The sequence below is a fragment of the Pseudomonas sp. BF-RE-21 genome (assembly GCF_019947305.1).
In the GTDB taxonomy this organism is placed as follows: domain Bacteria; phylum Pseudomonadota; class Gammaproteobacteria; order Pseudomonadales; family Pseudomonadaceae; genus Aquipseudomonas; species Aquipseudomonas migulae.
This window is the reverse complement of record NZ_JAGYGF010000011.1, coordinates 1-25,055: the sequence shown is the minus strand read 5'-3', so window position 1 is coordinate 25,055 and position 25,055 is coordinate 1. Positions and strand designations below refer to the sequence as shown.

The following is a 25,055-nucleotide window of genomic DNA, read 5'->3' as shown; positions in this document are numbered from 1 at the left end:
GTCGTACGCATTATTTGTGAACGACACAAAACCTGTAGGAGCCGGCTTGCCGGCGATGCAGGCGACTCGGTCTAAAGCCCCGCAATCAACTCTCGATAATCAACCACCGCCGCAAACTCCGCCGTGTCCTTTGGCCCCTTGCGGCTGTCCGGCTCCTTCACCGCCAACAGATGCGCGACCCCAAAATCCCGCGCACTGCGCAGGATCGACAACGTATCGTCGATAAACAGACTGCGCGCCGGATCAAACCCGATATCCGCCTGCAATGCCTGCCAGAATTGCGGATTCTCTTTGGGAAAACCGTAATCATGCGAGCTGATCAACCGCTCGAAATACGGCGCCAGTTCAATTCGTTCCAGTTTCAGTGACAGCGAATCCCGATGTGCATTGGTGATCATCACCACCCGCTTGCCGGCCTGCTTGATCGCCGCAAGGAACGTATCCGCGTCCGGGCGCAACGCAATCAGGTGTGCGGTTTCCAGTTTCAGCTCGCGCACAGGCAGCTTCAGTTCGGCGCTCCAGAAATCCAGGCAATACCACTGCAACTGACCGGCATGGCGTTCAAACAGCGGCTGCAATTCCATCTCGGCCATGGCCCGGCTCACCCCGTGCAATTCGGCGTAACGCTGGGGCAGGTGTTCCAGCCAGAAATGGTTGTCGAAGTGCAGGTCCAGCAGCGTGCCGTCCATATCGAGCAGAACGGTGTCGATGTCTCGCCAGGGCAGCAGGGACATAAAAAACTTCTCCAGCGGTAAAAGAGATATCCGAGGTCAACAATCAGGATAGGCCGGGTATAGTAACGCGTTCACGCCAAGGAGCTTTTCATGCGCCAGAAACCCACCATCCTCGCCCGCGAGATTGTCGCCACCAGTCGCTTGTTCTGCGTCGAAGAGCTGAAATTGCGCTTTTCCAATGGCGTGGAGCGCACCTATGAGCGGCTGGTCGGCAAAGGCGCCGGGTATGGCGCGGTGATGATTGTGGCGATGCTCGACGCAGATCACGCGGTGCTGGTCGAGGAATATTGCGGCGGCACCGATGAATACGAGATGTCGCTGCCCAAAGGCTTGATCGAGCCGGGTGAAGACGTGCTGGCGGCGGCCGAGCGTGAGCTCAAGGAAGAAGCCGGGTATGGCGCGCGGCAACTGGAACACCTGACCGAGCTGTCCTTGTCGCCGGGCTACATGAGCCAGAAGATTCAGGTGGTGTTGGCCACCGAACTGTACGAAGAACGGCTTGAAGGCGACGAGCCTGAACCGATGCGCGTGGACAAGATCAACCTGCGAGAGCTGTCGGCCCTGGCCCAGAACCCGAAATTCACCGAGGGCCGTGCCTTGGCGGCGCTGTACCTGACCCGAGATTTGCTGACCCAGCGCGGAGTGTTCCTGCCATGATTTTCCCTCATCCATTGATGGCGCCGGTGATTGAACTGACATTGAAGGCTGGCGATGCGATCCTGCCGTTCTGGCGCACCGGCACGACCGTGACCGCCAAGGCCGACGATTCACCGGTCACCGCTGCCGACCTGGCCGCTCATCATCTGATTCTGGCCGGGCTGACCGCGCTGGACCCGAGCATCCCGGTGTTGTCCGAAGAAGATGCCAACATCCCGCAGAGCGTGCGTGCCGGCTGGCAGCGCTGGTGGCTGGTGGATCCGCTGGACGGCACCAAGGAATTCATCTCCGGCAGCGAAGAATTTACCGTCAACATTGCGTTGATCGAGCAGGGGCGCGTGGTGTTTGGCGTGGTGTCGATGCCGACCAATGGGCGTTTCTACGTCGGTGGTGCCGGTCTGGGCGCGTGGCGTGGTGATAAGGACGCCGAGCCGCTGCCGATTCAGGTTCGCACCGTACCCGCCCCGGGCGAGGCCTTCACGGTCGTCGCCAGCCGTCGGCATTCGAGCCCTGAGCAAGAGCGCTTGCTCGCCGGGTTGAGCGACAGCTTGGGTGAGCTGCAACTGGCCAACATCGGCAGTTCGCTGAAGTTTTGTTTGTTGGCGGAAGGGGCGGCGGATTGTTACCCGCGTCTGGCGCCGACTTCGCAGTGGGATACGGCGGCGGCCCAGGGTGTGCTGGAAGGGGCGGGCGGTGAAGTGCTGGAGTTGAGTGGCGTGCCGTTCAGCTATCCGGCGCGGGAGTCTTTGCGGAACGAGTTTTTCCTGGCGCTGCCTGCAAAGGCTGCCTGGCGTGAAAAGTTGCTGGAACTGGCACGCGGCTAAGACCTTTCTTTGTGGGAGCGAGACCGGCTTGCCGGCGATGGCGGCGGGTCAGGCAACTACGATGTTGGCTGGACGGCCGCCATCGCGAGCAGGCTCGCTCCCACAGGTTTTGTGGCGTTCCGATTTACCGATGCAGGACGTACTGCCCGGCAAACCTCACGGCGTCTTCATCGCTATCGGCATTCACAATCCGCGAATGCAGCGTCAACCGCGCTCTTCCATAGCGCTGATACATCGCCAGAAACTTCTTCCACACCGCCGCACTCGGCGCCTGGCAAATCGCGATCGCGTCCATGGTCACTGGCAGCGGATAGCTGATTTGCCCTTCGTGAATCACGATGTGCCCGTCTTCAATCCCTTCTTCGCGCAAACGCAAATGCAGCCAGCCCCAACCCGCGAGTACCGCGCCGCAGTACAGACTGCCGCCGAACATGGTGCTCTTGTGATTGACGTTGGCCTCCAGCGGCAAGTGCAGGCGCAGTTGCTGGTCGTGCCAGTCGAGCACTTTGATGCCCATGGCTTGCGTCAGGGGAATGTCGCGATGGAGGACTGATTCCAGGTGACGACTGTCGCGGTTCATGACGGGGCCTTTTGTTTGAAGAGGACGGTTTGACGGTCGATCAATCGAGTTCGTCGCTCGGGTGGTGGTCGGCGAAATTCAGTCCGTGCTTGCGCAGTTTGTCGTGCAAGGTTTTGCGCGGAATGCCGAGGGCTTCGGCGAGGCTGCGCACCGAGCTGTGAGAGCGCGCCAGTTCGGCGGCAATCAGCGTTTTCTCGAAGTTTTCCACCTGCTCGCTCAAGCCACCGCTGACCGCTTCAACCGTTGTGCCCGCCGTGCCATCCGGCGCGTTGTTGTCCAGCGCCAGTTCGAGGCCCAGGGCAAAACGCTCGGCGGCGTTTTGCAACTCCCGCACGTTGCCCGGCCAGGTGTGACGCAGCAGCAGCGCCCGTTGCCCCGGTTGCAGTTCGTGGGGTGGCAAGCCATGGCGAGCACTGGCTTCATCGGCGAAGTGCTGGAACAGCATCAGCGCATCTTCACCGCGTTCGCGCAGCGGCGGAATGCGCAGCGGGGCGACGTTCAGGCGGTAATACAAGTCGGCGCGGAAGCGGCCCTGATCGGCGGCCTGGCGCAGGTCTTCCTTGGTCGCGGCGATGATGCGGATGTCCAGCGGGATCAACTGATTGCCGCCCAGACGCTCGACTACACGTTCTTGCAGCAAGCGCAGCAATTTCACCTGCACGTCCAGGCTCATGCTTTCGATTTCATCGAGGAAAACCGTGCCGCCGCTGGCGAATTCGAACTTGCCGATACGGCGCTTCTGCGCACCGGTAAACGCGCCCGGCTCGTGACCGAACAACTCGCTTTCCACCACGGATTCGGCCAGAGCCCCGGCGTTGATCGCCACGAACGGGCCGTTACGCCGGTTCGACAAATCGTGCAGCGCCCGCGCCACGACTTCTTTGCCGGCGCCGGTTTCGCCGAGGATCAGTACATCGGCCTTGGTCGCCGCCAGTGCGCCGATCTGCTCGCGCAGACGCAGCATTGGCGCCGATTGCCCGACCAGCCTTGTGCTCAGTTCATTGCGGTCGCTGAGGGCCAGACGCAAGCTGCGGTTGTCCAGCACCAGTCGGCGCAGGGCCAACGCGCGGCGCACGCTGTCGAGCAAGGCGTCGCTGGCGAAGGGTTTTTCCAGAAAGTCGTAAGCGCCAGCGCGCATGGCTTGCACCGCCAGCGGTACGTCGCCGTGACCGGTGATCAGCAGCACCGGCAGCTCCGGGTCCTGGGCGTGCAGTTCGGTCAGCAGTTCGAGACCGTCCATGCCGGGCATGCGGATATCGCTGACCACCACGCCCGGCCAGTCGCGTTCCAGTTGCCCGGCCAGGCCCTTGGCTTCGGCGAGCGGCAGGATTTTCAGGCCGGCCAGATCCAGCGTCTGGCTCAGGGCCTGGCGCAGATGGGGATCATCGTCGATCAGCACGACCTGGATGCGGTTGTCGATGGTCATGCACTTCGGTCCTCGGACGGTTGCAGGCTCACGCCCGGTGCGCCTGCGCGCAGTTTCAGGGTAATCAGGGCGCCGCCTTCCTTGTGGTTGGCGAACGACAGTTCACCGCCGAAGGCGCGCATCAGGGTTTCGCAAATCGCCAGCCCCAGACCGAGCCCCTGGGTGCGGGTCTTGGTGGTGTAGAAGGGCTCGCTGGCGCGGCCAAGAGCTTCCATGCAAAAGCCGGGGCCGTTGTCGCGAATGTACAGATTGACGCCGTCGGCGGTGGATTGGGCACTCAACCAGAGTTTACGCGGCGGGCCTTTTTCCGTCAGCGCGTCCAGTGCGTTGGCCAGCAGGTTGCCGAGCACTTGGCGCAGACGGGTTTCCCCGGCCTCGACCCACAGCGTGGCGGCGGGCAAATCGCGGATCAGCTCGACTTCCATGCTCCGCCGACGCTTGGCCAGCAGCGCCAGCGCGTCGTCGAGCGCCGGTTGCAACGCGACGCTTTCCGGCGCGTGGCGATCACGCCGGGCAAAGGCGCGCAGGTGCGCGATGATCGAAGCCATGCGCCCGGTCAGTTCGCTGATCAGTTTGAGGTTGCCGCGCGCATCGTCGGTGCGCTGATGATCAAGCAGCACTTCGGCGTTTTCCGCGTAGCTGCGGATGGCAGCCAGCGGTTGATTCAGTTCATGGCTGATGCTTGCCGACATGGTCCCGAGCGCCGACAACTTGCCGGCCTGCACCAGGTCATCCTGGGCGCGTACCAGTTCCTGCTGGGCGTGTTCGCGCTCCAGCACTTCCTGTTTCAGTCGGCGGTTCAGGCCCTCGAGGTCGCTGGTTCGCTCAGCGACCCGGCCTTCCAGTTCGCGCCGGGCCTTGGCTTCGAAGGCGATCCGTTCGAGGTAGTGACGGCGCCGTTGCATCATCAGACCGAGCAGCAGCATCAACACCAGCAGCGTCGCGCCGCCGATGGCGACCACCGTGCGCACCGGGCGATCAATCAAAGTGCGCGGTGCAAGAATGCTGACGCTCCAGCCGGTTTCGTCGATCTGCCGGGTCTGGGTCAGCCAGGCGTCAGGATTGAGATTCAACGGTTTCGGGTCGCGGGTCGGATAGGGTTGAATCGCGGTGATTGCCTCGCGCTCGCCCTCGCCCAGTGGCCGGGTCGCGCGGAATCGCCATTCTGCCCGCGAGGTGAGGATGACCACGCCGTTGTGGTCGGTGACCAGCAGTTGTTCCGGAGTTTTACCCCAAAGGCTTTCGGTGTGGTCCAGGTCGACCTTGACCACCAACACGCCGAGGATTTTTTCGCCGTCACGCACGGCCGCCGCAAAGAAGTAACCGCGTTTGGCCGAGGTGGTGCCCAGCCCGAAAAACCGCCCGAGACGCCCGGCCATGGCTTCGCTGAAGTAGGGGCGAAACGAAAAATTCCGGCCGACGAAGCTGTCGTGTTTGTCCCAGTTGGACGCCGCAAGGGTCTTGCCGGTGGTGTCCATCAGGTACATGACTTCGGCACCGGTCTGCGCGCTGATGTTCTTCAGCAGGCGGTTGGCATTGCCTTGGGTCACACCGTCGTCGGGGGCCCCGAGCGTGGCGCGCAGGGCCGGCAGGTCGCCGAGGATCTGCGGCAGCACTTCATAACGGTGCAGGGTGCCCAGCAGGTTGGCGACGTACAGGTCGAGGGTCTGCCGGTTCTGCCCGGCCAGTTCGCTGCGGTAGTAACGCTCGGCCAGATGCTCCAGCGGCCACAGCAACGGCGCCAGGCACAGCGCCAGCAGGGCGAGGCTACGCCAACGGGGTCTGCGGGGGAGGGTCGGAGTCATGAGCATCAGGCGCCTGAGGGTACAGGCGCATTATGCCTAGGCTTGCCCGGCAAGACACTCGCGCAGCGCGGTTTGCCAGTCTGGCTGACTGACGCCCCATTCGCGGAGCAGGCGACTGCAATCGAGGCGCGAGTTCAACGGTCGGGCGGCAGGCGTCGGGTAATCGCTGGAAGGGATGGGCAACAGGTGCGCGCAAGGCTTGCCCTGTTTGCGCAGCGCTTCACCAATGGCCTGGGCGAAACCGAACCATGAGGTTTCACCTTGAGCGGTCAGGTGATAAGTGCCCCAGGCGCCCCGCTCACCGGCCTGCCAGCGCTCGATCAGCGCGAGGGTGCTGTTGGCGATCGTGCCGGCCCAGGTGGGCGCGCCGATCTGATCGGCAACGATGCGCAACTCGGGTTTTTCTTGCAGCAGACGCTGCATCGTCAGCAGGAAATTGCTGCCACTGGCCGAGTAGACCCAGCTGGTCCGCAGAATCAGATGCATGCCTCCCACCGCCGTGATGGCTTGTTCGCCAGCCAGTTTGCTCTGGCCGTAGACCCCCAGCGGCTTGGGCGCGTCGGCTTCGTTGTAAGGCTCGCCCTTGCTGCCGTCGAACACATAATCGGTGGAGTAGTGAATCAGCGGGATGCCCAGGGCCAGTGCTTCTTCGGCCAGAATTCCCGGGCCCGTCGCGTTGATGGCGAACGCCAGCTCAGGTTCGCTTTCTGCCCGATCGACCGCCGTGTGAGCGGCGGCGTTAATGATCAGGTCGGGATGAGCGAGCCGGACCTGTTGGCGAATCTGTTCCGGTTGAGCCAGATCGAGTTGATCGCGCCCCAGCACCATGAGTTCATCAGCCGCACTCAAGCGACGCTGCAGTTCGCGGGCGACCTGGCCGTGCTGGCCAATGATGAGAATTCGCAAAGGGATTTTCATGGAAGCAGTTCAGATTCCTGCCAGCTTTTACCGTGTTGGTCCTTTTCTGACAGTTGAGGCGCTTCTTCCAGTTCCCAGTCGATGGCCAGTGTCGGATCGTCCCAGCGAATGCAGCGATCTGACGCCGGGTCGTAATAGTCGGTGGTTTTGTAGAGAAACTCGGCGTACTCGCTGAGTACCAGGAAGCCATGGGCGAAGCCTTCCGGTATCCACAACTGACGATTGTTCTGTGCGGACAAACGCACACTGGCCCAGCGTCCGAAGTTTGGCGAACTGCGGCGGACATCAAGGGCCACATCGAGTACTTCCCCCGCAGTCACCCGAACCAGCTTGCCCTGGGTGTGTTGCACCTGATAGTGCATGCCACGCAGCACGCCTTTTCGCGAACGCGAGTGGTTGTCTTGAACGAACGCTTTCTTGAGGCCGGTGGCGTTTTCAAACTCACGGACATTGAAGCTTTCATAGAAAAACCCACGTTCGTCACCAAAGACCTTCGGCTCGATAATCAGCACACCTGGTAACTGGGTGGGGGTGACTTTCATTACGCTTCTCCGGCAATCGTATAGAGATACTGGCCATAACCGGTCTTGCCGAAATACTTCGCTCGCTCAAGCAAGTGCTCGCGATCGATCCAGCCATTCATGTAGGCAATTTCTTCGAGACAGGCCACTTTCAGTCCCTGGCGGTGTTCGATGGTTTGCACGTATTGCGACGCTTCAAGCAGGCTGTCGTGAGTGCCGGTGTCGAGCCAGGCGAAACCGCGGGTAAAGCGCTCGACCTGAAGTTTGCCGCGTTGCAGATAGGCGTTGTTCACATCGGTGATTTCCAGCTCGCCGCGCGGTGACGGTTTGACGGCCTTGGCAATGCGGATAACGTCGTTATCGTAGAAATACAGCCCGGTGACCGCATAGCTGGACTTTGGCTTGAGCGGTTTTTCTTCGATCGAGATGGCGCGGCCTTCTGCGTCGAAGTCGATCACGCCAAAGCGCTCCGGGTCCTTGACCCAATAGCCGAATACCGTCGCGCCGCTGGTTTGCTGCGCCGCTCTTTGCAACTGGCCACCGAAGTGCTGACCATGGAAGATGTTGTCACCGAGGATCAGGCACACCGGGTCGTCGCCGATGAATTCCTCACCAATCAGGAACGCCTGGGCCAGGCCATCCGGCGTAGGCTGTTCGGCGTAGCTGAAATGGACGCCGAACTGACTGCCGTCACCCAGCAGGTTGCGGTACTGCGGCAGATCCTGCGGGGTGGAAATCACCAGGATTTCCTTGATGCCAGCCAGCATCAACACCGAGATCGGGTAGTAGATCATCGGCTTGTCGTAGATCGGCAACAGCTGTTTGGAAACGCCTAGCGTGATCGGGTGCAGGCGCGTGCCCGACCCTCCAGCCAACACAATTCCTTTCATCATGCGAGTAACTCCTTGATATCGGTGGAGCCTAGTCGTTCACCCTGATAACTGCCATCTTGAACGCGGCGGCACCATTCCAGGTTTTCCAGATACCACTGAACGGTTTTGCGCAGGCCGGTTTCGAAGGTCTCTTCCGGCACCCAACCCAGGTCGCGCTCGATTTTTCCGGCATCGATCGCGTAACGCAGATCGTGCCCGGGGCGGTCCTGGACGAAGGTGATCAAGTCGGCATATCGGGTAACACCGGCTGGTTTGACCGGGGCAAGTTCTTCGAGCAGGGCACAGATGCTGCGCACCACGTCGATGTTCGTCTGTTCGTTGTGTCCGCCAATGTTGTACGTCTCGCCGACGACACCTTCGGTGACTACTTTGAGCAACGCTCGTGCGTGATCCTCGACGAACAGCCAGTCGCGGATCTGCAGGCCGTTTCCGTAGACCGGCAGCGGTTTGCCGGCCAGCGCGTTGAGAATCACCAGCGGAATCAATTTTTCGGGGAAGTGGAACGGGCCATAGTTGTTCGAGCAGTTGGTCAGCAATACCGGCAGCCCGTAGGTGCGCTGCCATGCGCGGACGAGGTGGTCCGAGGCCGCTTTGCTGGCGGAGTACGGCGAGCTTGGCGCGTACGAAGTCGTTTCGGTGAACAGATCATCGACACCGTGCAGGTCGCCGTAGACTTCGTCGGTGGAGATATGGTGGAAGCGGAAGGCGCTTTTTTCCGGCTCGGCCAGCGTGTGCCAGTAGGCGCGAGTGGCTTCCAGCAGGCTGTAGGTGCCGACGATATTGGTTTGAATGAAGTCCGAAGGCCCATCGATGGAGCGGTCGACATGGGACTCAGCCGCCAGGTGCATGATGGCGTGTGGCTGGAAACGTGTCAGTACGGCGCTCACGGTGGCTTGGTCGACAATATCGGCCTGCACGAACTCGTAGCGAGTGTCGGTGGCAATGCTGGTCAGCGATTCGAGATTGCCCGCATAGGTCAGTTTGTCCAGGTTGAGCACTTCATGCTCGGTGTGCCGAATCAGCTGGCGAACCAGGGCAGAGCCGATGAAACCGGCGCCGCCGGTGATAAGAATACGCATGTGGGCCAGCCTTTTTTTCCGTCAGACGATATAGCGAAGATCATAGCTTGTCGGCAGGAGAGTGGTGGTGCAAGAGGGTTGTGTCTGCAATTTGGGTTTTGTGGCGTAAACAGGGGGTTGATTATCGACCGATGCGGTGGCGATATAAGCGCCTAATAAAATTTCAGGGGTTGTTGTATGCCGCTCGCCACGTTGATTCATCGCGCCAGTTTGCCCAGCCCGCAAGTGTCTGCGGAGCAAGCGCTTGAGCTGCTCGAGGGGCATTACGGGCTGAGCGCAAAGCTGCAGGCGCTCGGCAGCCAGCAAGACCTCAACTTCCGCGTTGACAGTAAGCATGGGCGTTTCGTCCTGAAAATCTGCCGGGGCGACTATTCGGTGCTGGAGCTGCAAGCCCAGCATGCCGGGCTCAAGCATCTGGCCGAACACTCCGGTGTGCCGGTGCCGCGAGTGATTGCCGCGCAAAGCGGCGCCGACCTGCTGTCACTGGAAATCGACGGGCAAGCGGTGCACGTACGCCTGCTCGAATACATCGAGGGCCAGTCGCTTACACATCTCGATCATCTGCCCGGATCCGTGGTGGCCGGTTTCGGCCGACTCTGCGGCGAAATGGACCTGGCGCTGGCCGCTTTCGATCATGCGGGCCTTGAGCGCACCCTTCAGTGGGACGCCCGCCACGCGAATGCGTTGATCGCGCATTTGCTGCCGGTGATTGCAGATGACCGACAACGCGCGTTGGTCGCCGAAGTGGCCGAACAGGCCGAGCGGCATTTGCAGCCGCTGGTGAAGAAGTTGCCGGTACAGGCCATTCACATGGACATCACCGACGACAACGCGGTCTGGCAGCGCGATGCGCAACGCCAGTGGCAATTGCAGGGCGTGATCGATTTTGGCGATCTGGTCCGCACGTGGCGCATTACCGACTTGTCGGTGACCTGCGCGGCGCTGCTGCACCATGCCGGAGGCGATCCGTTCTACATTTTGCCGGCGGTTCAGGCTTATCACGCGGTCAATCCGTTGCAACACGAAGAGCTGCTGGCGCTGTGGCCATTGATCGTTGCGCGGGCGGCGGTGCTGGTGCTCAGCGGCGAGCAGCAGGTCAGCATCGACCCGGGTAATGCCTACAGTCGCGACAACCTGACCCATGAGTGGGAGATTTTCCGCGTGGCCACGTCGGTGCCGTTGGCGTTGATGGAAGCGGCAATCCTCACCTCGGTCGGCCACAGCCTGCCGGACATCGGCAGCGAAGGCTTCGCACCGCTGCTGCCGAGCCTGGTCGGGCGTGAATTTGCCTTGATCGATCTGGGCGTATTGAGCCCGCATTTCGAGGCCGGTAACTGGGAACAGGAGGGGATCGATCAGCGTCTGTTGAGCGAAGCGGCTGCGGCCCACGGCTTGGCAGCGAGCCGTTATGGACAATACCGTTTGTCCCGCACACGCCCGGACAGTGCGACGGAACCAGACACCTGCCCGTTGCACGTCGAGCTGCGGGTGCCTCATGGCACTGCGGTCGAATCGCCGTTTGCCGGGGTTGTTCATCAACCGGCGCCGGGCGTGCTGCAACTGGACGGCCCGCAGTTGAGCGTGCGGCTGTGGGGCGTGACACCGTCGCTGCACACCGGTGCGGCACTGGTCAAAGGCCAGGTGTTGGGTTCGGTCAGCGGCCCGTTGCGGGTGCAGTTGTGCCGAAGCGCGGCGCTCGATGCGCCGTTGTTTTGCACGCCTTCGCGCGCGGCCGCCTGGCAAGCGTTGTGCCCGTCGCCGGCAGCGTTGCTGGGGCTGGCGTGCGATGCCGAGGCAGAGCTTGATTCGCAGACTTTGCTGGCGCGCCGCGACGCCAGTTTCGCCCGAACGCAGAAGCACTATTACGTCGACCCGCCGCGCATCGAGCGTGGCTGGCGCAATCATTTGATCGACATGCAGGGCCGCTCCTACCTCGACATGCTCAACAACGTCGCGGTGCTTGGCCACGGTCATCCGCGCATGGCCGCGGTCGCCAGTCGTCAGTGGTCGCTGCTCAACACCAACTCGCGCTTCAACTACGCAGCGGTTGCCGAGTTTTCCGAGCGCTTGCTGAAACTGTCGCCGGAGGGCATGGACCGGGTGTTCCTGGTCAACAGCGGCAGCGAGGCCAACGACCTGGCGATCCGTCTGGCGTGGGCCTACAGCGGCGGTCGCGACATCATCAGCGTGCTGGAGGCGTATCACGGCTGGACCGTGGGCGCGGACGCGATCTCGACCTCGATCGCCGACAACCCCAAGGCCTTGAGCAGCCGTCCCGACTGGGTGCACCCGGTAACCGCGCCGAACACCTATCGCGGCGAATTCCGTGGCCCGGACAGTGCGCCGGATTATGTGCGCAGCGTCGAACACAACCTGGCGAAAATCGCGGCGCAGCAACGCCCGCTGGCCGGTTTCATCTGCGAACCGGTGTATGGCAATGCCGGTGGTATTTCGCTGCCGCCGGGTTACCTGAAACAGGTCTATGCAATGGTCCGTGCACAGGGCGGTGTGTGCATCGCCGACGAAGTGCAGGTGGGTTACGGCCGCATGGGCCATTTCTTCTGGGGCTTCGAAGAGCAGGGTGTGGTGCCGGACATCATCACCATGGCCAAAGGCATGGGTAACGGCCAGCCGCTGGGCGCGGTGATCACCCGTCGGGAAATCGCCGAAGCGCTGGAGGCCGAGGGCTACTTCTTCTCGTCGGCGGGGGGCAGCCCGGTCAGTTGCCAGATCGGCATGGCCGTTCTGGATGTGATGGAGGAGGAAAAACTCTGGGAAAACGCCCAGGTCGTGGGCGGGTATTTCAAGGAGCGTCTTGAGGCGCTGATCGACAGTCATCCGCTGGTGGGCGCGGTGCACGGTTCGGGTTTTTATCTGGGCGTCGAGTTGATCCGCAACCGCGAAACGCTGGAACCGGCGACCGAGGAAACGACGGCGCTGTGTGACCGGTTGCGCGAGCTGGGGATTTTCATGCAGCCGACCGGTGATTTCCTGAACGTCCTCAAGATCAAACCGCCGATGGTTACGTCGCGCCAGAGTGTGGATTTCTTTGTCGACATGCTGGCGAAGGTGCTTGACGAAAACCTGTAGGAGCCGGCTTGCCGGCGATAGCGGCAGGTCAGTCGACGTAAATGTTGAATGATAAGACGCCATCGCTGGCAAGCCAGCTCCTACAGGTGGCGGGGGTGACTAAGTCCGATTGTTATCGGGTTTTAGTGCTGTTGTTTTCGACAGAAGGAAGATTAATCGCTTTTAAAGCCGATTTTTATCGGCTATAAAGTCGCCATTGCCGCGGCGTGTCTCTTCACGCCAGGCGCTTCCCTTTCTGTCATCGGTCGATGCCAAACTCGACCCACAGCACTTGCCCGGAGATGATTCATGAGCCGTATCGTTACCGTCGCCGCCACCCAGATGGCCTGTTCCTGGGACCTTGAAGCCAACCTCGAAACCGCTGAAAGGCTGGTCCGTGAGGCTGCGGCCAAAGGCGCGCAGATCATCCTGATCCAGGAACTGTTCGAGGCGCCGTACTTCTGCCAGAAGCCGAACCCGGATTACCTGCAACTGGCCACGACGGTTGAAGACAACGTCGCCATCAAGCATTTCCAGAAAGTCGCCAAAGAACTGCAAGTAGTGCTGCCGATCAGCTTCTACGAACTGGCCGGTCGCGCACGTTTCAACAGCATTGCGATCATCGATGCCGACGGCTCCAACCTCGGGATTTATCGTAAAAGCCACATCCCAGACGGCCCTGGCTATCACGAAAAGTATTACTTCAACCCGGGCGATACCGGCTTCAAAGTCTGGAACACCCGCTACGCGAAAATCGGCGTAGGCATCTGCTGGGATCAGTGGTTCCCGGAATGCGCGCGCAGCATGGCGTTGCTGGGTGCGGAAATTCTGTTCTACCCGACCGCCATCGGCAGCGAGCCGCACGACAAGACCATCTCGTCCCGCGATCATTGGCAGCGTGTGCAACAGGGCCATGCCGGTGCCAACCTGATGCCGCTGATCGCCAGTAATCGCATCGGCAATGAGGAGCAGGACGGGTACGACATCACCTTCTACGGCTCGTCGTTCATCGCCAACCAGTTCGGCGAGAAGGTTCAGGAACTCAATAAAACCGAAGAAGGCGTATTGGTTCATCGTTTCGACCTCGACGAACTGGAGCACATCCGCAGCGCATGGGGCTCGTTCCGTGATCGCCGCCCGAACCTATACAATGCGCTCAAAACCCTCGACGGTTCCCTGGAGTCCTGACCGCATGACCACTTTAAACAGCACCCCGCGCGCCGACGGCTTCTACATGCCCGCCGAGTGGGCGGCGCAAACCCAAGCCTGGATGATCTGGCCAGAGCGTCCGGACAACTGGCGCCTGGGCGGCAAACCGGCGCAAGCCGCACACGTGGCGGTGGCCAAGGCCATTGCGCGTTTCGAACCGGTGACCGTGGCGGTGTCCGCCGGCCAATACGAAAACGCTCGGGCGCGTCTCGATGTGCCGAATATTCGTGTGGTCGAAATGTCCAGCGACGACGCCTGGGTCCGCGACACCGGCCCGACATTCGTCATCAATAACAGCGGTGAAGTCCGCGGCGTGAACTGGGATTTCAACTCCTGGGGCGGTTTTGACGGCGGGTTGTATTCGCCTTGGAACCGCGACTCGCAGGTCGGCGGCAAGATCCTCGAGATCGAGCGCAGCCCGCGTTATCGCACCGAGGGATTTGTGCTCGAGGGCGGTTCGATTCACGTGGATGGCGAAGGCACGCTGATCACCACTGAAGAATGCCTGCTCAACCGCAATCGCAACCCGCACATGAACCGTGCGGAAATTGAAGCGATGCTCAGCGCGAATCTGGCTGTGGATAAAATCATCTGGCTGCCGGACGGTTTGTTCAACGACGAAACCGACGGCCATGTGGATAACTTCTGCTGCTACGTGCGTCCGGGCGAAGTATTGCTGGCCTGGACCGACGACCCGCAAGACCCGAATTACCCGCGCTGCCAGGCGGCGATGAAAGTGCTGGAAAGCAGCACCGACGCCAAGGGTCGCCCATTCACGGTGCACAAGATGCCGATTCCGGGGCCGCTGTATGCGACCGAAGAAGAGTGCGCCGGTGTCGACCCGGTGGACGGAACTCAGGAGCGCAATCCGACCGTGCGTCTGGCTGGTTCCTACGTGAACTTTCTCATCGTCAACGGCGGCATCATCGCGCCAAGTTTCGACGACCCGCTGGATGGTCCGGCCAAAGAGATTTTGCAGAGCCTGTTCCCGCAACACGAAGTGGTGATGGTGCCGGGCCGCGAACTGTTACTGGGAGGCGGTAACATCCACTGCCTTACCCAACAACAGCCCGCGCCGCACAAGGAGTGAGTGGGGTTGTAACAGCTTGAGTTGATTGCTAAATCGCTCAGGCAAACGTTTTCCCCGTACGCCTCGCAGAAAGCCCGCAGCCCGTCAGGACTGCGGGCTTTTTTTGTATCCGCTCGTCGACCATCCAGACACATTGGCACAGCTCTTGTATCTCACCAGGTGTAGACAGGGAGGGGGAGGACTTCGATGTTCTGTCATAAACCTTGGATAAGTTAGCCGCTCACAAACCAGGAGAGAGCGCGGAAATGAACGCCGAAATGAATGTGGTGAGCGAGCGGGCATTGCATCCCCTGGCAGTAAAGAACAGCGATTCGCTCCAGATTCTGGCGCACTGGTTGAAGTCCAATGGAACGCGTCAGATCAGGGAACCTGATCCGCGCCGGATGATGATCGAGCGTTACCCCGCTGGTTTATTCAGCGAAGCGGAACTGGAAGCGTTGTGGGATGTGATGGAAGGATAAGAAGAAAAACAACGGATTGATAAAAGCGCTGCCGGGAGGGCGGCGCTTTTTTTATGGGCGATGGTTTTGTGGGCATTACGCAGACCCCTGTAGGAGCTGGCTTGCCAGCGATGGCGGTTTTTCATTCAGCATCAATGTTGAATGTTATGGCCTCATCGCTGGCAAGCCAGCTCCTACAGGGAGGTAGTTTGATGTCTGGATCTTTGGTGTTTAGAAGCTGTAAGTCCCGGTCACCACCACGCTGCGCGGTTCACCCGGTTGAATCTGCGCCGCGCTGGTGGCCGACGAGTAATAGGTTTTGTCGCTGATGTTGTTCAGCGCCGCACGCAAATCCCAATCCTTCTGACGGAACCCGGCCAACGCATCCCAACGGCCATAACCCGGTAGCACGGTGGTGTTGAGGTTGTCGGCGTAACGCTGGCCCACCAGGGTCAAACCGGTTTCGGCGTACCAGCCCATTTCCGGTTTCCAGGTCAGGAACAGGCTGCCGTTGTGCTTGGCGACGTTGCTGATGCGCTTGCCTTCAAAGCCGTTGTTGTCCTTCTCGACCGTCGCGTCCTGAACGCCCACGCCACCGCGCACGTACCAGTTGCCGACAATCTTGCCGGTGCCGGTCAGCTCGATCCCGCGGGAACGTTGTTTACCGGTAAGCAAGGTGATGGTCGGGTTGAGCGGATCGCTGGTGCGACGGTTGTAGAGCTCCAGTTCGTAGATCGCCAGCGTGGTGCTCAGGCGATCGTCGAGCCAGTCGCTCTTCACGCCGATTTCCTTCTGCTTGGTCAGCTCGGGGCTCAGGTCGTTGGTGTTGCCGGCAGCGCCAGGCGTGATGCCGATCAAGCCACCGCCCACCGGGGAAAAGGTCTTGGTCCATGACGCATAGAAGGAGTGATTCTGCAGTGGCGTCCAGACCAGTCCTACACGTGGGCTGGTGCTGTGGCTGTCGCGGTCCTCGGAAATGTCCCGCAGGTTGTTGGTCGATTCGATGTCGAAGGTGTCGTAACGCAGACCGCCCAACAGTTGCCATTCATCGTTCAGGCGCAGTTGGTCCTGCACGTACACCGCACGGCTTTCGACTTCGGTGTGGTTGTCGCTGGACACCTGCATGCGTCCGGTGTGACGCAAATTGCGATTAGGGTTGTTCAGGTTCAGCGCCGGTACGGGCCGACTGCCGGGGCCGGTCGTGGCGGCGGTGTACAGGATCGGGTCGCGGCGCTGGCTGCCGATTTCGATGCCGGTCAGCAATCGATGCTCAAGGCCAAAGGTATCGAAACCACCCTCCAGCTCAACGTTGTTAAACACGTTGCGGGTATTCAGGTCCTGCTGCCAGTGCTGGCGCGTGACCGAGTTGGTCGCCGGGGTGTAGCCGATCAGGTAGGTGTTGTCGAAATCGCTGTTGAGCTTGAACACACCCAAGGTCTGACGCAGCTGCCAGTTCTCGTTGATGTCATAGCTGAGTTTCGAGCGCAGGGATTGCGACTTGTCATCGATGAAATCGTTATCGCTGCCGTAGGTCGTATCCCGTCCGACATCGGCCGGGCGTCCGTTGACACCGGGAATTCCGCGATCCGGCGTACGGTTGTAGCGGCTGTATTCGTACTGCACCAACCAGTTCAGGTCGGGTGTCAGTTGCCAGCTCATCGACGGCGCGAACAACTGGCGATTGCCGCTGACACCATCGCGGAAACTGTTCTGATCCATGTTGCCCATGTTCAGACGCAGGCTGATGTTCTCGCTGGGGTCGGTGCTCAGGTCCGCGTAAAGGCTGCGCAGATCGTTGCTGCCGCCCTGGGCTTCGATGGTCGAACGGCGGCCGAATTCCGGCAACTTGCTGACCCGGTTGACGATCCCGCCCTGACTGCCACGGCCGTACAACACCGCCGCCGGCCCCTTGAGGACTTCGATGCGCTCGATGTTGTGCAGGTCGCGCACGTACTGGCTGTCGTCCCGAATACCGTCCAGGTAAAAGTCGTTGCTGGCGTCGAAACCGCGAATGCGCAAGCTGTCGAAACGGGTGTCGGCGCCGCTGCTGACGTTGGGCATTCCGCTCAGCGCCGTGCCCAGATCGTTGGTCCCGTAATCGACGACGTTCGAGGTTTTTATCGAGTCGATGGCTTGTGGCACGTAGCGTACCGGCGTGGCCGTGCGGGTCGCTGTGCTGGTTTCTTTCACACGTGGATCGTCAGCCTCTGCTTCGGCGCTGATCGAAGTAGCCGGCAGGGTTGTAGGCGCGGCGTAGGTAAAACCGGCAGATAGCAAGGCAGAGAGCCCAAGACTGAAGGGCGTAAGACGAAAAGGGGCAGGCATTAAGGACGCATCCGTAGGATTTTGGGTAGTATCGTGAAGGGTGCGAATGGTAATGCTTGCTATTTACTTTCGTGAATTATTCCTGAGAAGTTCCTTTGTTTGATTGTTTCAATTTGTGTCGTAGTTGTTACAGAAAGGATTTTCAGCATTCGACCGATTCATGAAACAGACTGAAAGCCATTCCGGCGTTTTTCAGAAACTGTCGCAGGGCTAACCTGCCGGCATCGATTTTTCCTACCTTATCGCCGGAGCCTTCCCATGATCCTTCACTACATTTACGACCCGTTGTGCGGCTGGTGCTACGGCGCAAAACCACTGGTGCAAGCCGCTCAGGCCGTTCTGCCGGTGATTGCCCATGGCGGCGGCATGATGACCGGCGCCAACCGCCAGACGGTCTCGCCACGTTTGCGTGACTACGTGATGCCCCACGACCGGCGCATCGCCGAGTACACCGGTCAGCCATTCGGCGAAGCGTATTTCGAAGGGTTGCTGCGCGATGAAACGGCGGTGTTCGATTCCGCTCCGCCGATTGCCGCCGTGCTCGCGGCGCAGCAGATCGCTAGCCGTGGGCTGGAGTTGTTGGGCCGTTTGCAGAGTGCGCATTACGTGGAAGGGCGGCGTATCGCCGATGAAGCCGTGTTGATCGAACTCGCCAATGACATCGGCCTGGAGCCCGAAGCCTTCCTGTCAGCGTTTGAAAACGCCGACACCGATCGCCACATCAAAGCCAGCCGGGCCTTGTTGGCCAGCGTCGGCGGCCATGGTTTCCCGACCTTCGCCCTGGAGCAGGATGGCCAGTTCACGTTGATCGACATCAGCCCGTGGCTGGGCAAGCCGCAAGCCTTCGCGGCATGGCTGAGTCAATCGCTTCCCGCAGACGTCGCGACATCCGAGTTTCAAGCCTGCGGCCTCAACGGCTGCGCCCACTGAATTCTCCCGGAGCCTCTCATGGATAACCTGAGCCTGATCAAAAGCACCTACGAAGGCGCCAACTCCCAGGAAAATGCGCGCAACACCGCCGCAGCCCTGGCCGATGACGTTCGCTGGACCGAAGCCGCAGGCTTTCCCTACGCCGGCACCTACGTTGGTTTTGACGCCATCGTCGAGAATGTCTTCAAGCGTCTGGCCACCGAATGGGAAGGTTTTCAGCTGAAGATCGAGGACTACGTCGCACAGGGAGACAAGGTGTTTGCCTACGGCAATTACAGCGGAGTCTACAAAGCCACCGGCCGCTCGATGAATGCTCGCGTCGCCCATTTGTGGACCATCGCCAATGGCAAAGTTACCCATTTTGAACAATTCGTCGACAGCCACACCGTGCAGCTGGCAATCGTGGACAAGTAATTTCTTAGACGATTTTCACCTAATCACAGACGATTCATGAAATTGACACATGGTTAAGGGCGCGGATAGGATTCGCCCCAACGCCTGTGGCTAACCGCCATGACTCAAAAAAATAAAAAGGCCCGCTCCGCGATTTATCGTGGGCGGGCCTTTTTGTTTTCGGGTGAAAAAAGAGTGCGATAGCGCCGTTTCAGCCGTTCGACACAGCGCGTATCAACCCGAAATAAGGAAAAGAACAAAATGTTGAATAAGCGAATCAGCCTGATCGCTCTGGGGATGTTGAGTGCGACACAGGCCATGGCTAACGACCAGGCCGAATCCAAGGGTTTTGTTGAAGACAGCAGCCTCAAAGTGCTGCTGCGCAATGCCTACATCAATCGTGACTACAAAGACGGTCGTGCGGACAAAGCCGAGTGGGGCCAAGCGGCCATCGGCACGTTCTCGTCCGGTTTCACCCAAGGCACCGTCGGTGTGGGTGTGGATGCGTTCGGTCTGTACGCACTGCGTCTGGATGGCGGCAAGGGTCGCACCGGCGCGCAAGGCATCGACTTCTTCAAGAAGGGCGACAGCGGCAACGCGGCTGACGACCTGTCGAAGGGCGGCGCAGCGGTCAAATTCCGTCTCTCCAGCACCACGCTGACTTACGGTGACCAGATGCCGGCTCTGCCGGTGTTGAGCTACGACAACGTGCGCCTGCTGCCGGAAAGCTATACCGGTACGCTGATCACCTCCAAGGAGATCAAAGGCCTGGAACTGAACGCCGGTCGTTTCACCGCCGAATCGCGCAAAAGCGCGGAAGGCCGTGACAGCGGTGGCCTGAAGTCGATCAACGTATTGGGTGGTAGCTACCAGTTCACCGAACAGTTCAAGGCGGCGGTGTACGCGTCCGACGTTGAAGACGTGTTGAAGAAGCAATACGTGAACGCCAACTACGTGTTCCCGATCGACAAGGATCAGTCCCTGACCCTCGACTTCAACGGCTACCGCACCAAGCTGGACGATTCCTACGTCCGCGAAAGCGGTGCCACCGGCGATGACAACAAAATCTGGAGCCTGGCAGCTACCTTCGCCACCGGCCCGCACTCGTTCACCGTCGCTCACCAGCGCAGCACCGGCGACAGCAACCTGGGCTACGCCTACGGCGGCTATCAGAAAGATCAAGGTCGCGTCGGTGACGGTGGCAACACCATCTACCTGGCGAACTCCTACTGGTCCGACTTCAACGCTGAAGACGAGCGCAGCTGGCAGGTCGGCTACGGTCTGGACTTCAGCACGTTCGGCGTTCCGGGCCTGAGCTACAACGTGGCTTACGTGCGCGGCGACAACATCACCACCTCCACCAGCGAAGGCGGTACCGAGCGCGAAATCTTCAACCAGTTCAAGTACGTCGTGCAAAGCGGCCCGGCCAAAGACCTGAGCGTGAAACTGCGCAGCTCGATCCTGCGTGTTTCGCAGAAGTCGAGTGAGTACAACGTCAGCGGCAACGAAGTACGTGTGTTCGTCGACTACCCGATCAACATTTTCTGATGATCGGTTGCCGTATCGAGGCCTGATTAGAGGCTGAGAACGAAGAAGCCCCGACTGGTTCGGGGCTTTTTTGTGGGCGGCGCGAGGCTCTAGGTCGCGGCAAGCGCATCAGGTGCTCAACAACTACCGACGCAAAATGATCAAAACGAGCATCCAGAATGATTGATTTGCGCAATTTGTAAGGGTGGCATAAGATTATTTTGACTGATTCAATCACTCTTGTGATCGGTTCAGTCAGTTTCGAGGTGAAACACGTCTTACCCCACAATTATAAAAGGAGACCCTCGTGGCCCAATTTCCTATCAAGCGCACCATAGAACGCATTCCGGGCGGCATGATGATCGTGCCCCTGCTGATCGGTTCGCTGGTCGCCACCTTCATGCCTGATACGCCCAAGTTTTTCGGCTCCTTCACCAACGCGCTGTTCACCGGAGCGTTGCCTATCCTCGCGGTGTTCTATGTGTGCATGGGCGCGAGCATCAACATCAAGGCCACGCCTTACCTGCTGAAGAAGGGCGGCACGCTGCTGATTACCAAAGTCGGCATCGCCGTGCTCATCGGTATCGTGCTCGGGCATTTCCTGGGCGAGCAGCCGATTTCGTCAGGCCTGTTCGCCGGCATCTCGACGTTGGCGGTGGTCGCCGCGATGAACGACACCAACGGCGGTTTGTACATGGCGCTGATGGGGCAGTACGGTCGCTCCGAAGACGTCGGTGCCTACTCGGTCATGTCCCTGGAGTCCGGCCCGTTTCTGACCATGGTCACCCTTGGCATCGCCGGCCTGTCGGCGTTCCCGTGGCCGACGCTGGTGGGCAGCATCCTGCCGCTGGCGCTGGGCATGTTGCTGGGCAATCTCGACCGCGACATGCGCGACTTCCTGGCCAAGGCCGTTCCGGTGATGATCCCGTTTTTCGCTTTGGCGCTGGGCGCAAGTCTGGATCTGCACAACGTCTGGCAGGCCGGTTTGCTGGGTCTCGGCATGGGTGTTGCGGTGGTCGTGTTGACCGGTATTCCACTGTTCTTCGCTGATCGTTTGACCGGTGGCACGGGCGTCGCGGGTGTCGCTGCGGCTACCACCGCCGGGAACGCCGCAGCCGTTCCTGCGCTGATCGCGGCAGCCAATCCGGTTTACGCTGAAGCAGCCAAGAGCGCGACCATATTGGTAGCCGCCTGCGTGGTGGTCACCGCGATTCTTGCGCCGATACTCACTGCCGCCGTCGCCAAGCGCGTACAAAAGCGCAACCCCGTCGTCGTCCCAGAGCAGGAGATCGAACCTCAAAAGCAGGAGGCGTTGCGATGAGGATTCTGATCATCGCCGATGATCTGTCCGGCGCGGCGGATTGCGCCATCGGCTTTGCGAGTGTGGGGCTGCAAACGGTGGTCACGCTCGATCCGCTGAACGACTCGGCCGATGCTCAGGTGATCGCTGCTGATACGGACACTCGCCGCCTCTCTGCGGCGCAGGCTGCCGAGCGTACCGTTGCTGCATTCAAGGCGCTGCATCAGCCTGGGCAGCGGTTGTACAAGAAAATCGATTCGACCTTGCGCGGTAACTGGGCAGCGGAAGTCGCTGCCCTGCAACCCTTGGCCGGCCTGGCGATCGTTGCCCCGGCATTCCCTGCTACGGGGCGCACGTTGCGCGGCGGTCGGGTCTTCGTGAACGGTCAACCGCTGGAAACCACCGATACCTGGAAGCTCGAAAACGCTGATCGCCCAGCTGACGTAGAAGCGATGCTCATCGCCGCCGGCCTGAGTACCGCGAAGCTGGACCTCGACACTTTGCGCGGCAACGAAAATGCGCTCGCGCAGCACATCACCGAAGTCGCCCGCAGCGGCACGCAGGCCCTGATCGTCGATGCACAAATCGAAGACGATCTGCTGACCCTCGCTCGCCTGACTGCGTCGATGGATCAGCCGCTGTTCTGGATCGGTTCGGGAGGCCTGGCGCGGGAAATCGCCAGCCTTCCGGATTTCTCAGAAACACGGTTCACGGCCATCGAACCGACCGCGCAGGAAAAAAACCAGGCGCCGATTCTGATCCTCGTCGGCAGCCTGTCCGGTGTCTGCGAGCGGCAATGCGCGCTGCTCAAGGAGCGCGGCGGTGTCAGCGAACTGGTCGTCCCTCCTGAGGTCCTTCGCCAGGGCGTCGCCCATGAAGATTGGGCAACCTGGCAGGCGCGCATTGGCGAGCAACTCGATGGCTGGAGCGACCTGCTGCTGCGCATCGGCCGCGATGACGCGTTCGATCCGCAAGAGGGCGCGCAACTTTCAAGCATGTTGGCCGTGCTGGTCGAACCGCACTTCGCCAAGGTCGGCGGCCTGATCGCCACCGGCGGCGAGACGGCCCGGGCCATTTTGACCACCGTCGGCATCGACAGCCTGCAACTCATCACCGAAATCGAGGCCGGCGTTGCCTTCGCCCGCCCGACTGTTTCCCGACAAGGCCATCGTCCCGGCATCGTGACCAAGGCCGGCGCGTTCGGCACCGATCACGCTTTGTATGCGGCATGGCAACACCTGAGCGACAGCGCCGATCGCTCCTCGCCCCAACGCACACGAATCCAAGGACTCGAATGAACACTATGAGCAATTACCTCCCTATCATCGGCATCACCATGGGCGACGCCTCGGGTGTCGGTCCGGAAATCGTCGTCAAGAGCCTGACTCACGACATCGTCTATCAACAATGCCGACCGCTGGTGATTGGCGATGCGCGTCGTCTCGAACAGGCCAATGTGATCGTCGGCGGCAGCGCCAAAATTCGCCGCATCAAGGACGCTTCCGAGGCACGCTACGAGACCGGCGTGATCGACTGCATCGACCTCGACCTGATCCCCGACGACCTGCCATTCGGCGAACTCTCGCCCATCGCCGGTGACGCCGCTTACCAATACATCGCCCGTGCCGTCGAACTGGCGCAGGCCAATCAGATTGACGCGATCTGCACCGCGCCGCTGAACAAGGAAGCGCTGCACGCCGGCGGCCACAAATACCCCGGCCACACCGAAATGCTCGCGCACCTGACCAACGTCGATGAAGTTTCCATGATGCTGGTGGCACCGCAGCTGCGGGTGATTCACGTCACGACGCACATCGGCATCATCGATGCGATCCGCAAGATCGAGCCGGGCCTGGTCCAGCGCACCATCGAGCGCGGCAACGCGACGCTGATCAAGGCCGGCATCGCCCGCCCGCGCATCGGCGTGTGCGGGATCAATCCACATGCCGGTGAAAACGGCCTGTTCGGTTATGGCGAAGAAGAAGAAAAAATCATCCCAGCGGTGAAGCTGTTGCAGGAACGCGGTCTAGACGTCACTGGCCCGCTGCCGGCCGACACCCTGTTCTTCCGCGCTGGACGAGGCGACTTCGATCTGGTGGTCGCGATGTATCACGACCAGGGTCACGGCCCGGTCAAGGTGCTCGGTCTGGAAGCGGGCGTGAACGTCACCGTCGGCCTCGACGTGATCCGCACCTCGGTCGACCACGGCACCGCATTCGACATCGCCGGCAAAGGCATCGCCGATGAGCGCAGCCTGCTCGAAGCGCTGCGCCAGGGCGCGGAACTGGCCACGCGACGGGGATGAGCCGCAGGGGCGCTGTCGTGTAAGATCGACCACCGTCCACCGTGCGAGACCCGCCATGAAAGCCTCCGAACGCCACCGCGCCATCCTCGACCTCGTACGCATCGGCGATGCCAACGTCGAGCAATTGAGCGCGGCCCTTGGCGTTTCCGAAGCCACGGTGCGACGCGACCTGACCATGCTCGCCAAACAACGGCACTTGGTGCGCACCTACGGCGGCGCCACCGCCGTGGTCGGCGTGCATGAACCGGAAGCTTCGCTCGAAGAGCGCAAAACCAGCCAGTGGGAACAGAAAGACGCCATCGCCCAAGCGGCGGCGGCGCATGTCCAGGACGGCGACACCGTCCTGCTCGACGGCGGCACCACCTGCGCCGCGCTGGCCCATCACCTGTGCTCGCGACAAGACGTGCACGTGGTCACCAACAACCTGCTGGCGGTGATGACCCTGGCCAATGCGCCGGGTATTCGCCTTACCCTGATCGGCGGCGACTTGCGCGGTTCGAGCATGAGCACATTGGGGCCGTTGGCGGAGTTGACCTTGAGCCGGTTGAGCGTCGACAAAGCCTTCCTCGGCGCGGACGGCGTGGTCGCGGAGTTTGGATTGTGTGAGGCGAGCGCGCAGCAGGCCTATCTCAAGGAATGCATCATCAAACGGGCGGCGCAGATTGTGGTACTCGCCGACACCGACAAACTCGGCCGTGCGCGGCAACAGCACTGGACGCCGATTGAGCGGGAGTGGCGGTTGATTACCGGGGCTACCGCCGATGAAGCTGCTCTCGCACCGTTTCACGCGCTCAAGCAAATCACCGTCGAAACCGTCATCGTCGATTAAGCCCCGAACTGTAGGAGCCGGCTTGCTGGCGATGGCGTCTTCGTAATCGCCATCGCCGGCAAGCCGGCTCCTACGAAAAGCGATCTCCGCTCTGTCGGCGAATTCTGTTTCCAAGACGTGTCGCAAAAAGTGAAAAATTGCGACACGTTATGGTGTCATGCATTACACCACGTAACTAATGATGTTCCCGCCCCCACCTTT

At 60.8% G+C, this 25,055-nt stretch carries 22 protein-coding genes; 13 read left to right on the top strand and 9 right to left on the bottom strand.

The window, feature by feature from the left end; all coding sequences use genetic code 11:
* Positions 1 to 71 precede the first annotated feature (71 nt).
* Positions 72 to 734, bottom strand: a complete 663-nt coding sequence (gene yrfG / locus KGB25_RS10520) for a GMP/IMP nucleotidase (protein WP_223434911.1) — start codon at positions 732 to 734, stop codon at positions 72 to 74.
* 90 nt (positions 735 to 824) lie between these two features.
* On the opposite strand from yrfG, the gene nudE reads away from it, so the two are divergent.
* Both nudE and cysQ read left to right on the top strand, forming a co-directional pair.
* Positions 825 to 1,391 (top strand): ADP compounds hydrolase NudE, encoded by a 567-nt coding sequence (gene nudE, locus KGB25_RS10515; RefSeq protein ID WP_223434910.1) that lies wholly within the window; start codon positions 825 to 827, stop codon positions 1,389 to 1,391.
* Positions 1,388 to 2,215 carry a 3'(2'),5'-bisphosphate nucleotidase CysQ gene (cysQ, locus tag KGB25_RS10510; RefSeq protein ID WP_223434909.1) on the top strand — a complete coding sequence of 276 codons (828 nt, stop codon included), beginning with the start codon at positions 1,388 to 1,390 and terminating at the stop codon, positions 2,213 to 2,215. The genes nudE and cysQ overlap by 4 nt, the downstream gene beginning before the upstream one ends.
* A gap of 124 nt (positions 2,216 to 2,339) precedes the next feature.
* On the opposite strand, the gene KGB25_RS10505 is transcribed toward cysQ, so the two are convergent.
* The 7 genes from KGB25_RS10505 to rfbB are packed head-to-tail and all read right to left on the bottom strand — an operon-like array spanning position 2,340 to position 9,437.
* On the bottom strand, positions 2,340 to 2,795 hold the full coding sequence (locus KGB25_RS10505) for a thioesterase domain-containing protein (protein ID WP_207285594.1): 456 nt from the start codon (positions 2,793 to 2,795) through the stop codon (positions 2,340 to 2,342).
* Between the two features lie 40 nt (positions 2,796 to 2,835).
* Positions 2,836 to 4,221, bottom strand: coding sequence for a sigma-54-dependent transcriptional regulator (locus KGB25_RS10500; RefSeq protein WP_207285595.1), 1,386 nt, complete (start codon positions 4,219 to 4,221; stop codon positions 2,836 to 2,838).
* Positions 4,218 to 6,026: an ATP-binding protein gene (locus tag KGB25_RS10495; RefSeq protein ID WP_192226765.1), complete on the bottom strand. Its 1,809-nt coding sequence runs from the start codon at positions 6,024 to 6,026 to the stop codon at positions 4,218 to 4,220. The genes KGB25_RS10500 and KGB25_RS10495 overlap by 4 nt, the downstream gene beginning before the upstream one ends.
* A gap of 36 nt (positions 6,027 to 6,062) precedes the next feature.
* Entirely contained in the window at positions 6,063 to 6,932 is an 870-nt protein-coding gene (rfbD, locus tag KGB25_RS10490; protein ID WP_032832527.1) for a dTDP-4-dehydrorhamnose reductase, read from the bottom strand.
* Positions 6,933 to 6,940: 8 nt separating this feature from the next.
* Positions 6,941 to 7,486, bottom strand: a complete 546-nt coding sequence (rfbC, locus tag KGB25_RS10485) for a dTDP-4-dehydrorhamnose 3,5-epimerase (RefSeq protein WP_008040112.1) — start codon at positions 7,484 to 7,486, stop codon at positions 6,941 to 6,943.
* Entirely contained in the window at positions 7,486 to 8,358 is an 873-nt protein-coding gene (gene rfbA, locus KGB25_RS10480) for a glucose-1-phosphate thymidylyltransferase RfbA (RefSeq protein ID WP_008040111.1), read from the bottom strand. The genes rfbC and rfbA overlap by 1 nt, the downstream gene beginning before the upstream one ends.
* Complete coding sequence (gene rfbB / locus KGB25_RS10475) at positions 8,355 to 9,437, bottom strand: dTDP-glucose 4,6-dehydratase (protein WP_008040110.1); 1,083 nt, start codon at positions 9,435 to 9,437, stop codon at positions 8,355 to 8,357. Before rfbB ends, rfbA begins: the two co-directional genes overlap by 4 nt.
* 177 nt (positions 9,438 to 9,614) lie before the next feature.
* Between rfbB and KGB25_RS10470 the strand changes: the two genes are divergently transcribed.
* From KGB25_RS10470 to KGB25_RS10455, 4 genes are all read left to right on the top strand, one after another.
* Entirely contained in the window at positions 9,615 to 12,527 is a 2,913-nt protein-coding gene (locus KGB25_RS10470) for an aminotransferase (RefSeq protein ID WP_223434908.1), read from the top strand.
* Positions 12,528 to 12,815: 288 nt separating this feature from the next.
* On the top strand, positions 12,816 to 13,694 hold the full coding sequence (gene aguB / locus KGB25_RS10465) for an N-carbamoylputrescine amidase (RefSeq protein ID WP_223434907.1): 879 nt from the start codon (positions 12,816 to 12,818) through the stop codon (positions 13,692 to 13,694).
* A 4-nt stretch (positions 13,695 to 13,698) separates the two neighbouring features.
* Positions 13,699 to 14,805 (top strand): agmatine deiminase, encoded by a 1,107-nt coding sequence (gene aguA, locus KGB25_RS10460; RefSeq protein WP_223434906.1) that lies wholly within the window; start codon positions 13,699 to 13,701, stop codon positions 14,803 to 14,805.
* A gap of 245 nt (positions 14,806 to 15,050) precedes the next feature.
* On the top strand, positions 15,051 to 15,266 hold the full coding sequence (locus tag KGB25_RS10455; RefSeq protein WP_008040104.1) for a hypothetical protein: 216 nt from the start codon (positions 15,051 to 15,053) through the stop codon (positions 15,264 to 15,266).
* Between the two features lie 210 nt (positions 15,267 to 15,476).
* On the opposite strand, the gene KGB25_RS10450 is transcribed toward KGB25_RS10455, so the two are convergent.
* Positions 15,477 to 17,570, bottom strand: coding sequence for a TonB-dependent receptor (locus KGB25_RS10450; RefSeq protein WP_223434905.1), 2,094 nt, complete (start codon positions 17,568 to 17,570; stop codon positions 15,477 to 15,479).
* Positions 17,571 to 17,828: 258 nt separating this feature from the next.
* Here KGB25_RS10450 and KGB25_RS10445 point away from each other — a divergent pair, with 258 nt between their 5' ends.
* The 7 genes from KGB25_RS10445 to KGB25_RS10415 all read left to right on the top strand — a co-directional run bounded on the left by KGB25_RS10445 (position 17,829) and on the right by KGB25_RS10415 (position 24,854).
* The gene (locus KGB25_RS10445) at positions 17,829 to 18,500 is read left to right on the top strand and encodes a DsbA family protein (RefSeq protein ID WP_223434904.1); all 672 of its coding nucleotides are present in this window, start codon (positions 17,829 to 17,831) and stop codon (positions 18,498 to 18,500) included.
* A gap of 18 nt (positions 18,501 to 18,518) precedes the next feature.
* A complete protein-coding gene (locus tag KGB25_RS10440) occupies positions 18,519 to 18,914 on the top strand; it encodes a nuclear transport factor 2 family protein (RefSeq protein ID WP_223434903.1) in 396 nt (131 codons plus the stop codon).
* Positions 18,915 to 19,154: 240 nt separating this feature from the next.
* Positions 19,155 to 20,441, top strand: coding sequence for an OprD family porin (locus KGB25_RS10435; protein WP_192226780.1), 1,287 nt, complete (start codon positions 19,155 to 19,157; stop codon positions 20,439 to 20,441).
* A gap of 286 nt (positions 20,442 to 20,727) precedes the next feature.
* Entirely contained in the window at positions 20,728 to 21,741 is a 1,014-nt protein-coding gene (locus KGB25_RS10430) for a 2-keto-3-deoxygluconate permease (protein ID WP_223434902.1), read from the top strand.
* Complete coding sequence (locus tag KGB25_RS10425; protein ID WP_207285603.1) at positions 21,738 to 23,018, top strand: four-carbon acid sugar kinase family protein; 1,281 nt, start codon at positions 21,738 to 21,740, stop codon at positions 23,016 to 23,018. The genes KGB25_RS10430 and KGB25_RS10425 overlap by 4 nt, the downstream gene beginning before the upstream one ends.
* A gap of 5 nt (positions 23,019 to 23,023) precedes the next feature.
* A complete protein-coding gene (gene pdxA / locus KGB25_RS10420; RefSeq protein WP_192227011.1) occupies positions 23,024 to 24,025 on the top strand; it encodes a 4-hydroxythreonine-4-phosphate dehydrogenase PdxA in 1,002 nt (333 codons plus the stop codon).
* Between the two features lie 55 nt (positions 24,026 to 24,080).
* A complete protein-coding gene (locus tag KGB25_RS10415; RefSeq protein WP_192226787.1) occupies positions 24,081 to 24,854 on the top strand; it encodes a DeoR/GlpR family DNA-binding transcription regulator in 774 nt (257 codons plus the stop codon).
* Positions 24,855 to 25,055 lie beyond the last annotated feature (201 nt).